The organism is Pantoea sp. ACRSC (assembly GCF_022346785.1).
Classification (GTDB): Bacteria; Pseudomonadota; Gammaproteobacteria; order Enterobacterales; family Enterobacteriaceae; genus Pantoea; species Pantoea alvi.
In genome coordinates this window covers 39,381-51,883 of sequence record NZ_JAKRNN010000013.1, presented here as the reverse complement: position 1 = coordinate 51,883, position 12,503 = coordinate 39,381, and the positions used below count along the sequence as shown (strand labels likewise).

Here is a 12,503-nt window from a genome sequence, read left to right as displayed (position 1 = left end):
GCGGCACAGAAGCACAGCGAGAAGGGTTAATATGAGTACAGGAAGCATTATTAGGGTCTCTCATTAAAAATACCCGCCCCCGATTATCAGGGGCGAGCGAATCAGGATCGGATACTGAAATGACAAGACATATCCGCAAAAACCACTGAGACCGCTTACCCTGCAAGGAAGAGAAGTGGTTTCTGCACCTGCGGTCTGAACCGTTGGAGAAGCGGTGAACCTACAGGATTTTGAGAGGAGAAGTTTTTGCGGATACAACGAGAATGTGAGCAGAGAGATGATAACAACCCTCTTAAAAGAAACTATCTTTCTCAACAGCCCACAAGAGATATAGTAACAGAATTTAACAAAATTGTCAATAATATTGATTGCATTCTCGTCATAAAAGTGATAAAGGCAAGCTGTCGCAGGTCACGCTATAACCTTCTGCATTCTGATAGCTGTGCTTGGGGTCAACTGGCAGTTTGCGGTAAAGGCTGGCTGTTGCCTTCACGTCACGATAAGCCTGTTGGCGTCTACGTTCGCGTTGTCGATCTTCCTCTGACAGACGCTTGTTATAGAGAATTTCTGAACGGGTTGGTTTGCTGGACATTTGCTGGTGGGCCTTATTTAAATTTTTTTTCTTCTGAAAAAATGGGGAGATGAATTAACAGGGGGTATGGGGAGGGTCTGAATAAAATATCTGTAGCGTCTAAACAGGGGTGTTTAGAGGTTCAGAAAGTTGAGTTACCTTGCTTTCGCAGAGGGACCCAAAAATATCTGCGGAGATGCGCTGTGAGAGCGGAGAAGAATTACGGTCAGATCTGGTCACATAACCACTTGATCCGACCATAGATAGCTATCGGTAACATTACTCACTCGTGAGCTTCTTCACTTTTGCCACCATTCCCACAGAGCACTCACATAGTTTCGCTATCTCTGCGTATGTGTAGCCACCTTTAACCAGATAACGAGCAATCTTGTCACGTAATGCTGTGTCTGCTGGACGCCCCTGATACTTGCCCTCTTCTTTTGCTTTCGCAATACCTTGTGACTGACGTTCACGACGTTTGGTGTAGTCTTCATGGGCATAGTGAGCAGCAATATCCATCATCAGACCATTTATCAACTGAATGATCCTGTCATCTGCTGATGCTTTCAATGCACCGTGTGATGTTGGCAGGTCAACCACGACAACACGTAAACCACGTTGAGCAATGATTGCTTTCAGTTCTTCATATTGTGCTGCTGGTAAACGAGTCAAACGGTCGATGCTTTCAACCAGGATAAGGTCATTCGCCACAGCGCTGTTAAGAAGTTTGGACAGTTCAGGACGTTCCAGCTTTGCACCAGAGAAGTTTTCAACGTAGTGAACCACGTTCTTTAGCTGGTGCTTTTCAGCGAACTGATTAACAGTCTGGAGAGCACGAGTAGCATCCTGGTCAGAGGTCGATGCACGCAGATAGATATGGGCTGTTGTCTTCATAGTTGGCCTGATGTTCACAATGGGTTTCAATGTAACTATTCTACGTGAAAACGCTATGTAGAGTAAACAATAATAATCCTATGTGAACAACATTTTTCACGAAACCTGTTTTCAACTCAGGTATACCCTATGTGAACGATTAAGCGACCGCTTTAGCTGCTGCTGCACGCTGTGCTACTAGGTGGTTTTGCGCTGTTGCCACTGATGTAAAGAACAGCGGTTTAGTTCGGGCTGATGGTGTAGCAGTAGTCACACTGGTGGATGTTGTAACGTCTGAGTCTGTGTCTGGCTGGTCAGTGTTACCCATAGGCGATTCGGCTTTTACCGGAGCAGCAACAGGCTGTGGTGTCTTACGGTTAAGGATATTACCTGCGGCAAGAAGTTTATTTGCTGCGTGATCCTGTTGCTCGACATCAAGAGCCTGACACTCTTCAAGCGTCCACTTGAAATCACGCATGAGTGTTACGTGGTCTCGGTTGAGTTTGGCGGTGAAATAAGCAAGGGCTTGTTCTGATGGCGTTGATAATGGGATCGGACTGCTGAGAGTAGTCATTTTAGTACCTTTAGTTTTTTCCCCGGAAGTGGGCAATGGATAGCTGGGAGGCTGTATCGACATCCCTGCATAACGTATACACAGGCAAATGGTCAAATACACCTTTACAGATCAATTAGTTAGCCTTTGATGAAGACTTTCTGACAGTTTTCTGCACAACCGCTGGCTGTGAAATAATCGTTAAGACACCAGCAGGTTTAGTGTTCTGGGAAGCAATGGGCATCCGTGGGACTGGTGAATAGACGTTGTAACGGGAACCGAACAGCATCTTGTTCTGGATGAAGTCATAGAACTGTCCAGACTGGTTATCACTGTGAACCTGAGTCAACAGGGCTTGGAGGCCGATACACTGGTTAGTCTTCAGCATTGGGAAGAACCTTGAGAATTAGGGCTGTAAACACACCGCATGGTGCAATATCATATAGAAAATGGAAGATAAAATGTTGCATGGTTAGTTACCGGGATTGTTTACGATGACGACATAAGCAGAGGTTCACATAGCTCTGGGAGATACCGAGTTGCTGAGCAATCTGCTTATGGGCGAGTCCCTGAGATCGTAGGTTGATGACCTTTTCAGGGATTTTCTGTTGATGGCTGCTGACAGGTAGTCCAGCAAGTTTACGGATCAGGATTGATTCGTGTGGGTTCAGACCAGCCTGTTTAGCAGCCTGAGAAGGTGTCTGTCCAGAGTGGATCAGTGCTAAGAAGTGTTGCACTTCTGGTGTGGGTAAGAGTTCGTACATTTGGTGGGATACCTTGTGGCGACACGTCGACATATAGCCAACGAGAATCACTTATATGGTGTTTAAAAGTTGTTTTAATGGTTGGTTGCACTTAACCAAACGTGACAGCGTATGTACTCCACAGGGGAGACGGGTTACACCTCGATAAGCGCACCAGCCTTCAACAAATTTAGGTTCAATATGTGCCATGTTGAAAGCATGGTGAGAGTAAGAGCTTCGCTTGCTTCTGTTGCTACTGATCGCATCTGACATCGTGTTGTTAACGTAATCCTGTTCGTAGGGTTCGAACTCTGGCAGTGTGCAAAGCTGAAAATCTCCTTCTGTTGGCAGTTCTTCCCATACCATCACACGTGAACCAGCACTTACCCGTACATGTTCAACAAACAATTTATGATGCTGGAATACACGGATCACACGTTCGCAGATTAAACAGATGTACTGTGCATATCGCTCATTGGCACCGCCTGCATCTTGCAGAACGTCACGTTTACGGTTCAGGAATTCCAGGACAGATTCAGTGGTGATAAATGGAATTGAACGTAGCACAGCAAACACAGTGCGAGGGTTAACCTTTGTGTTATCTGTTGCACTATCAGACTGTTTGCAGCAGCCGGTAAAAATGTCTTCAGACCTTGAAGGCATATCACCATAACTTGCCCACAGCTTAAAATAGACAGTGCAAGGGTTGACGATAACCCGTCCCTGACGACGAACGAGTCCAGACCTTTTAACATTGGTTTGTTTGTTCTTAGGAGTAGGTGAAACTGCTTCAACAGCACGAGCAACATCTTTATCAGTAGGTGCTTTGTAATCTGCTGGCAAACCGTATTGAAGATTGATGTCACGCTTACTCATACGTGATTCACGTTTCTTTTCTTCAGAGGTGCGGTTCATCCACAGTTTAAATTCGCGGTCGTTCATCTGGTAGCCTCAAAATCTGTTAAGAATGAGGCACAAAGCGGGGTTAAGTTGATTTTGAGTTAGATGTCTACAGGGCGTAGAACTGCTTGAATTGAACGACTATCGAAGGGGATAGGCTGGCTTAGTTAATTTTCGAGTTGATTTTCTTTTAGTTGGCTTCATGCCTAACTGATACACACATCATAACAATTATTACAAGGATTGTCAATTAATACTTTACGATTGATTGATCTTATGTTAAGGGGCGTGTCACAGTGTTATTTATGCGTGAGCTATGGCGTATCCCATAAGGGAGCCATCAACTGTGATAGGGTTCTGATCAGTTAATCTTGAGGGTAATGTTAACATAGCAACTTGCTTCGCTGTGCCGTTGCTCTCGTCGCAATCCAGATTGCTCCACCATTTAACAGTTCCACTTTACAGATCATTAAGATACTTACTACTACTGCGTTTTAATGTGTTTGATTAATAACGGAAAATTGACAAATCGGCTCAAATTTTTCACAAGATCATCCTGCCATATATGGGTATAAATCATATTTTGTCAACAATTATTTTAAGCTGATTGTCTTGTCTAAACAGCAGTACGAGCATAAGCTGGTTAAGGTGACAGAATATGCACCCTGCCCCTTCTTAACAGGCATTAATGATTAGCTGAGGGTTTAGGTATTTCTTTCCCAAAATACTGACTCCAGAACTTTCGTGATGAGTCACCGCAATAGTCTCGAAGCTGTTTTTTGTCGTCTTTGAAGGCAGGGAGGTTTTTACCGAAAGTAATTTTTTCAGGTAGCACTCTGGTCTCGTCACTGATTACTTTGAACGTTAGAGAACCATATTTCTTGTTTTCGTTGATGAGTTTTAAGGTTGCTACTGTCTCTGTTTCTCCATTATGCAACTGAGTGATATAAAACCTTCTGTCTGTGAAGATGTTCAATAGTGAAGGTGTCTCGCTCTGAAAATTTATGTACCATGTCAGGGGTAAGGCATCACAGATTTGTTCACTCATTATTGCACCTGAGATACTGCCATCCTTGTCTGTTTCCATACTCATGACAATTTTGGGCTGTTCAAAATCCAGGCCAAGATCGTGCGAGTTGACAACATATTCAGCGTTCGTAGACCAATCACCTTTCAGAAACTCAGAGTCGTACAGATATACTTTTTTGAACTGAGCGTATGATTCAGGAATCTTGTTAAGCCCATCCAAGAACCCGCTAGCTCCAGTAACACACCCAACTACGAAGCTGAAAAATGCTGTGACCCAAGTGCTTTTATTCCTGATTGTGTTTGACATTGTGCTCTCTGCGATCAGCTTGAAAATCCAGCCAATAGTAGTGATAAAACCTCTTTTAGAACAGTCTTCAGAATGATCCAGGCGCTTACGACCACACATGAAATCAATCAGGTGTATCATTGGAAGGTTGAATTCTTAGACAGCCGTCCGGCGCACGCCTCTACCTCACAAAGCCCCGCCGCCCTGCACGCGCGCCAGCAAAAGCCGCGCGTGCCGCCCCACGCGGTGCGCACCGGCGAGCAGCCGATGGTGCGCTTTATCGGCAGCGACGACGTGGACGAGAGCGAGGTTTTTTTTCAGGTCTGGCGTGAAAAGCTGGCACAATGGCAGGCGGAAGGCGACACGCTGTTTTTTATTCATACGCCCGATATGGGCCAGGTCTTCCCGCTGGTGCAGCGCTTATGGCCGCAGCTGCAGGCGATTGACGCCGGTATCGGCAGCGGCCCCGCCTGGCCGCAGCAGGCGTCGCTGTTCTGACAGACGATCAAAGAGGATAAGCATGGTAAGCGCGTTATATGTGGTAGTGGGCGTATTGATGGTGATGAAGTTCGCGCTGGACGTGGTGCGCTTCCGCCGCCACTATCGAGTCGCCTTTGGCGACGGCGGGTTTCACGATCTGCGCGTGGCGATACGCATTCACGGCAACGCGGTTGAGACCATTCCGCTGGCGCTGCTGCTGCTGGTAATGATGGAGATGAACGGCGCCGATATATGGATGGTGCATCTCACCGCCCTGATCTTTTTTGTCGGCCGTCTCCTTCACGCGCAGGGGCTGCGCCGCAGCGCGCTCGCCGGACGAAAATATGGCATGATGCTGACGCTGTTCGCGCTGTGCGGCATGGCGGTATTTAACCTTATCTATCTGCCCTGGGAGCTGGTGCTGACGCTGCATTAAGCGGCTGCGGGCGTAATGGGTGCAGCCCGCCGCACTTTCTGCCAGAATAGCGCCCTTTCCGTTGTCTTTCCGGATTTACTATGTCTGACCGCGATACGCTATTTTCCGCGCCCATCGATAAACTGGGCGACTGGACCTTTGACGAGCGCGTGGCTGAAGTCTTCCCCGATATGATTCAGCGCTCCGTGCCCGGCTACTCGAATATCATCTCCATGATCGGCATGCTCGCCGAGCGCTTCGTCACGCCCGACAGCCAGGTGTACGATCTGGGCTGCTCGCTGGGGGCCGCCACGCTCTCGGTTCGCCGCAATATCAAGGCGCCCGGCTGCACCATCATTGCCGTAGATAATTCACCGGCGATGGTTGAGCGCTGCCGCCGCCATATCGACGCCTTTCGCGCCGAGACGCCGGTGAACGTCATCGAAGCCGATATCCGCGATATCGCCATCGAAAACGCCTCGATGGTGGTGCTGAACTTTACGCTGCAGTTTCTCGATCCTCCCGCGCGGCTGCAGCTGCTGGAGAAGATCTGGCAGGGCCTGAAGCCCGGCGGCGCGCTGGTGCTGTCGGAGAAGTTCAGCTTCGAAGACGCCGAGGTAGGCGAGCTGCTGTTCAACATGCACCACGATTTCAAGCGCGCAAACGGCTACAGCGAGCTGGAGATCAGCCAGAAGCGCAGCATGCTGGAGAATGTGATGCTGACCGACAGCGTCGAGACGCACAAGGCGCGCCTGAAGCAGGCGGGCTTCTCTCACGCGGAACTCTGGTTCCAGTGCTTTAACTTTGGCTCGCTGGTGGCGTTGAAATGATTGAGTTTGGCCGTTTTTATCAGCAAATAGCCACCGGTCCGCTCGCCAGCTGGCTGGAGGTGCTGCCGGCGCAGATCGCCGCCTGGCAAAAAGAGAATCTGCATGGCCTGTTTCGCAACTGGGAGAAGTCGGTTGAGCATCTGCCGCTGCTGCAGCCGCAGCAGCTCGACCTGCTGCACAGCGTCAGCGCGCAGCGCGACGACCTCAGCGATCGCCAGCGTCAGGGCATTGAGAAGCTGCTGCGCAATCTGATGCCCTGGCGTAAAGGCCCCTACTCGCTCTACGGCACCGAGATCGATACCGAGTGGCGCTCCGACTGGAAATGGCAGCGCGTTGCGCCCCATATCTCGTCGCTGTCGGGCCGCACCGTGCTGGACGTCGGCTGCGGCAGCGGCTATCACATGTGGCGTATGGTTGGCGCAGGCGCGCAGCTGGTGGTCGGTATCGACCCAATGCAGCTCTTTCTCTGCCAGTTCGAAGCGGTGCGCAAGCTGCTGGGCGACGATCGACGCGCCCATCTGCTGCCGCTCGGCATAGAACAGCTGCCGACGCTGCAGGCGTTCGACACCGTTTTCTCCATGGGCGTGCTCTACCATCGCCGTTCGCCGCTCGATCATCTGCTGCAGCTGAAAAATCAGCTGGTCAGCGGCGGCGAGCTGGTGCTGGAAACGCTGGTTATTGAGGGAGATGAGCGGGACGTGCTGGTGCCGGGCGAACGCTACGCGCAGATGCGCAACGTCTACTTTATTCCTTCGGCCCTGGCGCTGAAAAACTGGCTGGAGAAGTGCGGCTTTGTTGACGTGAAGATCGTCGACTATGCGGTCACCTCCACTGATGAGCAGCGCCGCACCAGCTGGATGACCAGCGAATCGCTGGCCGACTTCCTCGATCCGCAGGACGCCGGCAAAACGGTGGAAGGCTATCCGGCGCCGCTGCGCGCCGTGCTGGTCGCCACCAAACCCTGAGGCTAGCGGCGCGAAAGCGCCAGCTTCGCCGCAAAGCCGATAAACACCATGCCCGTCAGGCGGTCCATCACCTTGAGCACCGCCGGACGGCGCAGGTGTGCGGCGAAGTAGTGGCTGCCGCCGATAAGGATAGCGTTCCACAGCAGCCCAATGGCAATATGCATCAGTGCCAGCAGGCTGCACCAGAGCGGCACCGATGCCCCCGGCGGAATAAACTGCGGCAGAAAGGTAACGTAGAACACGCCCATTTTGGGGTTAAGTAAATTACCGAACAGGCCGCGGTTAAAGCAGCTGAGATAACTTTGCGGCGCGGTTTCATTCGGCGCCTCTTCCTGCGGCTGCGTGCGCGGATTGAGCAGCAGCCTGACGCCCAGCCAGAGCAAATAGGCCGCGCCAGCCCACTTCAGCAGGTTATAGGCCATTTCAGACGCCAGCAGCAGCGCGCCCAGACCATATCCCACCGCGACGCCCCACACCAGACAGCCGAGGTTGATGCCCAGCGCCGTCGCGCTGCCGCGTCGCCAGCCCTGCGCGGCGGCGGTGCGTAGCACCAGCGCGGTATCGAAGCCGGGCGTCAGCGTCAAAATAGTAATAGCGAATAAAAACGAGAAGAGCAGCGTGGCGGTCATGATTATCTCCCTGATATGGTGCCGCCTACATTAACAAATTTTTAACGCGGGCGCGCTGTTTTGCGCGCTACTCCGCCTCCGCAGGACGATCCCAGTACTGATATTTATAGGCGGCGCTGAGATGGCGCTCAATGGTGCCTTTATCAAACACTTCCGTTTCGTGCAGATAGCTTAAGGTGCAGTTGCCCACCTCATCCCACAGCTGGCACTCATCGACCGAACGCAGCGAACTGACCGGCGTAGTTGCCGTGCCGTGCAGCTGCCATTCGCGAAAATCTTTATCGTAGGTATAGCGGTCCTTGCTGCGCGCCGTCACCGCGCTGATCACCTGCCCCTGCGGGTTCCAGCGCCAGCTGCTTTCGCCGTTGGTTAGCGCGTCGGTGCCGCGCGAGACGCTTTTCGTCAGCCGCAGCTGCGCGTCATAGCGGTAGGTGGTGTCAGTAAAGCCGCTTTTGCCCATGCTGGTGAATTTATCGGAGGCGGTGACGATATTGCCGTGTCGACCGGTGAGCCAGCTGATGGTGCCCTGCCGATTATCGATCACCTGCTCTTTGCCCTCTTTCAGCACCTTCACCAGGTACGCGTACTCCGCCACCCAGCCGCCCTGCACCCGCGCAATATGCTGCTCCATGCTGAGAACGACGTTGTGCTCTTTTTTATCAAAGGAGACGTCCGCCACCAGCAGGATGCCGCAGGGATCGAACTGCCCCAGCACCCGCTTTTGCGAATCGACATCTTTACCGAACTCGCCGGCGATCACCTGGCGCACCGCGCCTTTCGCGCTGCCGCCCAGCATAATCCAGCTGTTGCTGCTGGCGACGGCTTTGCTGTGCGGGCCGCAGGTGGCGGCCCACAGCGCGGGAGAGAGGCAGAGCGCACCCAGAGCAAGCGCCGTAATCAGAGAGCGTTTCATGGTGTAACTCCCAGAGATCTCAATAACCTGAGTGTAACCCTATTGGCGGCATCTGGCGCGGCCTGCTGAAATAGTGCGGACAAAAAGAACCCCAGCAAGATAACTGGGGTTTGGTACTTGCAAACATCACGTCATAAGGCGTGCTGCGCGGCAAAATCTGTGGTGATTCAGGCTACCCTGACGGTATTAAGCTGCATCACGCTTTTCATGGCTTCCACCACATCGCTATCCACGCAGTAGCGGCTGAACTCATCCATTTCGGCTTCGGAACACATGGAGACACCGGCTTTACGATAACGCATCGGTGACGTCACGAGGCGGCTGGCTGAGCTGTGAACCTCGCTAAGTCCGCTATCCAGGAACTTTTGCAGGTTACTCAAACGTACGCCAGCACCAGCCATAATGATTGGACCTTCGCTCTGTTCATTAAGTTCCTTTAATAGTGCAATTCCGTTTTCCGCGCTCTGCTGCTGGCCAGATGTCAGGATACGCGCCACCCCCAGCGCGGTTAGTTCCTCCAGCGCGCGATTCGGACTGTGGCAAAGATCGAAGGCGCGATGAAAGGTCACCTGCATCCCGTCGCACAGCGCCATAATCTGCCGCATGCGCGAGCGGTCGATATGCGCCTCTTCATCAAGCATGCCGATCACCAGGCCGGGAAAGCCCATCTCGCGTATTCTCGCCACGTCGGACTTCATTATCTCAAATTCCCGCGCGGTGTAGCAGAAATCACCGCCGCGCGGTCGGACGATAGGATGAACCGGAATCGATATTTCACGGCGCGCTGCCTCCAGCGAGCCGGCCGAAGGCGTCAGGCCGCCCTCGCGCGGTCCGGCGCACAGCTCAACGCGGTCGGCACCGGCCTGCTGCGCCGTCATCGCGCAATCGACGCCGTAGCAGCAAATTTCCAGTAAGGTCATCTATTCCTCCTTTACATGACGTCTGGCTCGACACAGGGCGATAAGTTAGTCTGACTACAAACTGAGTTTACGTGGAAACCAGCACATGACATTTAATTTTGACCAAGGGATAGACCGTCGTCACACCGATAGCCTCAAATGGAACAAATACAGTGACCGCGACGTCCTTCCTTTGTGGGTAGCGGACACCGATTTTCGCTCGCCTGATTGCGTTATCGACGCGATAAAAACCCGCGCAGAACATGGTGTTTTTGGTTACGGCGACCGACCGACGGGATTGATCGACGCCGCCATTGCGCGCTTCGAACAACGCTACCAGTGGAAAGTAGAGCCGGAATGGATAGTGGTACTGCCTGGCGTGGTGTGCGGCCTGAATCTGACGGTGCGCGCGCTTACCGCGCCCGACGAGCGCTCTGTTACACCTTCGCCTATCTATCCGCCGTTTCGCGGCGCGGCGAAGCTGGCGGCGCGCGAGCAGATCGCCCTGCCGCTGACGCTGCAGTCGGGGCGCTGGGTGGTCGATCTCACTCAGGCGCCTTCCCTGCTTAACGGTAAAGAGAAACTGCTGCTGCTGTGCAACCCGCAAAACCCCGGCGGCACCGTCTATCGCCGCGACGAGCTGGAGGCGCAGCTCGCCTTTGCCCGCCAGCACGATCTGATCGTCTGTTCCGATGAGATCCATTGCGATCTGCTGCTGGAGCCTGGCGTACGGCATATACCCTTCGCCAGCCTGAGCGAAGACGCCGCGCAGCGCAGCGTCACGCTGATTTCCCCTTCGAAGAGCTTTAACATCGCCGGACTCGGCGCGTCGCTGGCGATTATCCCCAACGCCGATCTGCGGGCGCGCTTTAAGCAGGCGCGCTACGGCATCGTGCCCGATGCCGATATTCTGGCGCTGGTCGCCGCCGAGGCGGCCTGGCGCGGCGGCGACGCGTGGCTGGAGGCGCAGCTCGCCTACCTGCGCGTCAGCCGCAATCGGCTGCATGCCGCCGTTAACGCGCTGCCGGGGTTGTCAATGGCCAGCCCGGAGGCTACCTATTTAGGCTGGATAGATTGCAGCGGGCTGGATGTCGCCAGCCCGGCGCTCTATTTTGAGAAGTGGGGATTAGGCTTCTCTCCCGGTCGCGATTTCGGCGACGACCGCTTCGTGCGTATGAATTTTGGCTGCACCCACGCCACGCTGGAAGAGGCGATCGCGCGGCTGCGCGCCGCCGTGGACGCGCGCGCTTAATCCGCCTCGCTGGCGACAATCTCCTCCAGTCGCCACGGATGAAATTTTATCGTGGTCTGCCCGTCGGTGACCGCCAGGGTCGGATTGGGCAGCCGCTCATTTTCGCCCTTAGGCGAGCTGGTCTTAAAAGAGATGCCCGGCTGCGTCAGCGCGTCGTCGCTGAGCAGCGCCATGGCGCGCACGCCCAGCGTCTGATGATCGCCGCGCAGCACAATTTCCACATGCTCAAATCCCTCATGGCGATAGCGCTTTTCGCCCGGCCAGGGCAGCTCGATAACGTCCAGCGCCCAGCCGTTGAGGCGCAGCGGCTGGTGCAGCTTAAACAGGCAGATTGGCCGCCCGTTGATCATCGCTTCGGAGAATTGCGTGCCGATTTTCAGCAGTCCCTGCTTCCAGCGCTCGGCGGTGCTGTTCTGGTGGCAACGCACCGCAATATGGTCCGCCTCAAGGGCCGCTAAGTTTAATCCGAGGCGTTCAGCGAATTGTTGCAGCGACGCGCTGAAGCGCGCCAAATCTCTCTCTAAGTCCTGTAATTCAGAGGGGAATTCCGGGTTTAAGCTCATAAAACGTCTCTGTTTATTTAAGGTTTTTAACAAATGCAAAGCCCCGTCAGCACTGCTTTGAACGGGGCAAAATGATAAGAATCATCCGATTTGGCCGTAATTTTGCAGCAAAACCACGTAATTTGCCCTTTTAATTCGGATTTATTCCCTCTTCAGGTCCAGTAGTTGCTGGATGAAAGTTAGTTAACTTACTGATATTTATGATATTCATTAATACAATAAGATAACTCTTATTTGCCCGCCAAACAATTGCAGCCAAACCGCCTTTCTTATAAATTTGACCTAACACAACTACAAGGAATGGCTCTATGTTCATGCTCATTGTTGTCGCAGTCCTGATCGCACTGATGGGATTTGCAATTTCCCGCCACTGGAAGGTGCGTGAAGACAAAAGCGTCAAAAATCCTCGTCGCCATCTTCGCCGTCGCTGATCGCTTTATTTCGGGAAACCGGCCTCACGCCGTTTCCCCGCACTCTCTCTTGCGCGGCGGCTGCTGACGCAACGCGACAATTCACGTATACTTCCCCTCTTCTTTTTTCCATTCTGCGCGGCCTGCGGGCGCGTCGGCAGGGTGAGGACAACGGCTCTCTGCGCGGCAGAT

At 53.2% G+C, this 12,503-nt stretch carries 15 protein-coding genes and 1 pseudogene; 6 read left to right on the top strand and 10 right to left on the bottom strand.

Translation table 11 applies throughout. The features are described 5' to 3' along the window. Positions 1–379 precede the first annotated feature (379 nt). The 6 genes from MHZ97_RS13885 to MHZ97_RS13860 all read right to left on the bottom strand — a co-directional run bounded on the left by MHZ97_RS13885 (position 380) and on the right by MHZ97_RS13860 (position 5,096). The gene (locus MHZ97_RS13885) at positions 380–592 is read right to left on the bottom strand and encodes a hypothetical protein (RefSeq protein ID WP_239314919.1); all 213 of its coding nucleotides are present in this window, start codon (positions 590–592) and stop codon (positions 380–382) included. 258 nt (positions 593–850) lie between these two features. Then, positions 851–1,465 (bottom strand): recombinase family protein, encoded by a 615-nt coding sequence (locus tag MHZ97_RS13880; protein WP_239314918.1) that lies wholly within the window; start codon positions 1,463–1,465, stop codon positions 851–853. 139 nt (positions 1,466–1,604) lie between these two features. Further along, entirely contained in the window at positions 1,605–2,018 is a 414-nt protein-coding gene (locus tag MHZ97_RS13875; protein ID WP_239314917.1) for a hypothetical protein, read from the bottom strand. Positions 2,019–2,473: 455 nt separating this feature from the next. Continuing rightward, entirely contained in the window at positions 2,474–2,761 is a 288-nt protein-coding gene (locus MHZ97_RS13870; protein ID WP_239314916.1) for a hypothetical protein, read from the bottom strand. A gap of 51 nt (positions 2,762–2,812) precedes the next feature. After that, entirely contained in the window at positions 2,813–3,682 is an 870-nt protein-coding gene (locus tag MHZ97_RS13865; protein WP_239314915.1) for a hypothetical protein, read from the bottom strand. A gap of 643 nt (positions 3,683–4,325) precedes the next feature. Continuing rightward, a complete protein-coding gene (locus MHZ97_RS13860) occupies positions 4,326–5,096 on the bottom strand; it encodes a hypothetical protein (protein WP_239314914.1) in 771 nt (256 codons plus the stop codon). Positions 5,097–5,111: 15 nt separating this feature from the next. Between MHZ97_RS13860 and MHZ97_RS13855 the strand changes: the two are divergent. From MHZ97_RS13855 to cmoB, 4 genes and pseudogenes are all read left to right on the top strand, one after another. Then, positions 5,112–5,453: pseudogene (locus MHZ97_RS13855) on the top strand (hypothetical protein); the annotation flags it as partial. Between the two features lie 22 nt (positions 5,454–5,475). Then, the gene (locus MHZ97_RS13850) at positions 5,476–5,871 is read left to right on the top strand and encodes an MAPEG family protein (RefSeq protein WP_103796080.1); all 396 of its coding nucleotides are present in this window, start codon (positions 5,476–5,478) and stop codon (positions 5,869–5,871) included. Between the two features lie 80 nt (positions 5,872–5,951). Continuing rightward, positions 5,952–6,680 (top strand): carboxy-S-adenosyl-L-methionine synthase CmoA, encoded by a 729-nt coding sequence (gene cmoA / locus MHZ97_RS13845; RefSeq protein ID WP_103796081.1) that lies wholly within the window; start codon positions 5,952–5,954, stop codon positions 6,678–6,680. Continuing rightward, on the top strand, positions 6,677–7,645 hold the full coding sequence (cmoB, locus tag MHZ97_RS13840) for a tRNA 5-methoxyuridine(34)/uridine 5-oxyacetic acid(34) synthase CmoB (RefSeq protein ID WP_239314913.1): 969 nt from the start codon (positions 6,677–6,679) through the stop codon (positions 7,643–7,645). Before cmoA ends, cmoB begins: the two co-directional genes overlap by 4 nt. Before the next feature lie 2 nt (positions 7,646–7,647). Here cmoB and MHZ97_RS13835 read toward each other — a convergent pair whose 3' ends face one another. The 3 genes from MHZ97_RS13835 to cutC form a co-directional block, all read right to left on the bottom strand. Continuing rightward, positions 7,648–8,274, bottom strand: a complete 627-nt coding sequence (locus MHZ97_RS13835) for a LysE family translocator (RefSeq protein ID WP_239314912.1) — start codon at positions 8,272–8,274, stop codon at positions 7,648–7,650. Positions 8,275–8,341: 67 nt separating this feature from the next. Next, positions 8,342–9,187 carry a hypothetical protein gene (locus tag MHZ97_RS13830; RefSeq protein ID WP_103796084.1) on the bottom strand — a complete coding sequence of 282 codons (846 nt, stop codon included), beginning with the start codon at positions 9,185–9,187 and terminating at the stop codon, positions 8,342–8,344. A gap of 167 nt (positions 9,188–9,354) precedes the next feature. Next, entirely contained in the window at positions 9,355–10,107 is a 753-nt protein-coding gene (gene cutC, locus MHZ97_RS13825) for a copper homeostasis protein CutC (RefSeq protein WP_103796129.1), read from the bottom strand. Between the two features lie 85 nt (positions 10,108–10,192). Here cutC and MHZ97_RS13820 point away from each other — a divergent pair, with 85 nt between their 5' ends. Then, positions 10,193–11,338, top strand: coding sequence for a MalY/PatB family protein (locus MHZ97_RS13820; protein ID WP_103796130.1), 1,146 nt, complete (start codon positions 10,193–10,195; stop codon positions 11,336–11,338). On the opposite strand, the gene MHZ97_RS13815 is transcribed toward MHZ97_RS13820, so the two are convergent. Further along, positions 11,335–11,901 carry a VOC family protein gene (locus tag MHZ97_RS13815; RefSeq protein WP_103796131.1) on the bottom strand — a complete coding sequence of 189 codons (567 nt, stop codon included), beginning with the start codon at positions 11,899–11,901 and terminating at the stop codon, positions 11,335–11,337. The genes MHZ97_RS13820 and MHZ97_RS13815 overlap by 4 nt on opposite strands. Before the next feature lie 308 nt (positions 11,902–12,209). Between MHZ97_RS13815 and MHZ97_RS22305 the strand changes: the two genes are divergently transcribed. Then, a complete protein-coding gene (locus MHZ97_RS22305; RefSeq protein ID WP_255729570.1) occupies positions 12,210–12,332 on the top strand; it encodes a hypothetical protein in 123 nt (40 codons plus the stop codon). The last annotated feature ends 171 nt before the right edge of the window (positions 12,333–12,503 follow it).

What these genes read in the sequence shown, in the direction of transcription:
- MHZ97_RS13885 (WP_239314919.1), bottom strand. Translation starts at nt 592, where the DNA reads ATGTCCAGCAAACCAACCCGTTCAGAAATTCTCTATAACAAGCGTCTG.
- MHZ97_RS13880 (WP_239314918.1), bottom strand. Translation starts at nt 1,465, where the DNA reads ATGAAGACAACAGCCCATATCTATCTGCGTGCATCGACCTCTGACCAG.
- MHZ97_RS13875 (WP_239314917.1), bottom strand. Translation starts at nt 2,018, where the DNA reads ATGACTACTCTCAGCAGTCCGATCCCATTATCAACGCCATCAGAACAA.
- MHZ97_RS13870 (WP_239314916.1), bottom strand. Translation starts at nt 2,761, where the DNA reads ATGTACGAACTCTTACCCACACCAGAAGTGCAACACTTCTTAGCACTG.
- MHZ97_RS13865 (WP_239314915.1), bottom strand. Translation starts at nt 3,682, where the DNA reads ATGAACGACCGCGAATTTAAACTGTGGATGAACCGCACCTCTGAAGAA.
- MHZ97_RS13860 (WP_239314914.1), bottom strand. Translation starts at nt 5,096, where the DNA reads ATGATACACCTGATTGATTTCATGTGTGGTCGTAAGCGCCTGGATCAT.
- MHZ97_RS13850 (WP_103796080.1), top strand. Translation starts at nt 5,476, where the DNA reads ATGGTAAGCGCGTTATATGTGGTAGTGGGCGTATTGATGGTGATGAAG.
- cmoA (WP_103796081.1), top strand. Translation starts at nt 5,952, where the DNA reads ATGTCTGACCGCGATACGCTATTTTCCGCGCCCATCGATAAACTGGGC.
- cmoB (WP_239314913.1), top strand. Translation starts at nt 6,677, where the DNA reads ATGATTGAGTTTGGCCGTTTTTATCAGCAAATAGCCACCGGTCCGCTC.
- MHZ97_RS13835 (WP_239314912.1), bottom strand. Translation starts at nt 8,274, where the DNA reads ATGACCGCCACGCTGCTCTTCTCGTTTTTATTCGCTATTACTATTTTG.
- MHZ97_RS13830 (WP_103796084.1), bottom strand. Translation starts at nt 9,187, where the DNA reads ATGAAACGCTCTCTGATTACGGCGCTTGCTCTGGGTGCGCTCTGCCTC.
- cutC (WP_103796129.1), bottom strand. Translation starts at nt 10,107, where the DNA reads ATGACCTTACTGGAAATTTGCTGCTACGGCGTCGATTGCGCGATGACG.
- MHZ97_RS13820 (WP_103796130.1), top strand. Translation starts at nt 10,193, where the DNA reads ATGACATTTAATTTTGACCAAGGGATAGACCGTCGTCACACCGATAGC.
- MHZ97_RS13815 (WP_103796131.1), bottom strand. Translation starts at nt 11,901, where the DNA reads ATGAGCTTAAACCCGGAATTCCCCTCTGAATTACAGGACTTAGAGAGA.
- MHZ97_RS22305 (WP_255729570.1), top strand. Translation starts at nt 12,210, where the DNA reads ATGTTCATGCTCATTGTTGTCGCAGTCCTGATCGCACTGATGGGATTT.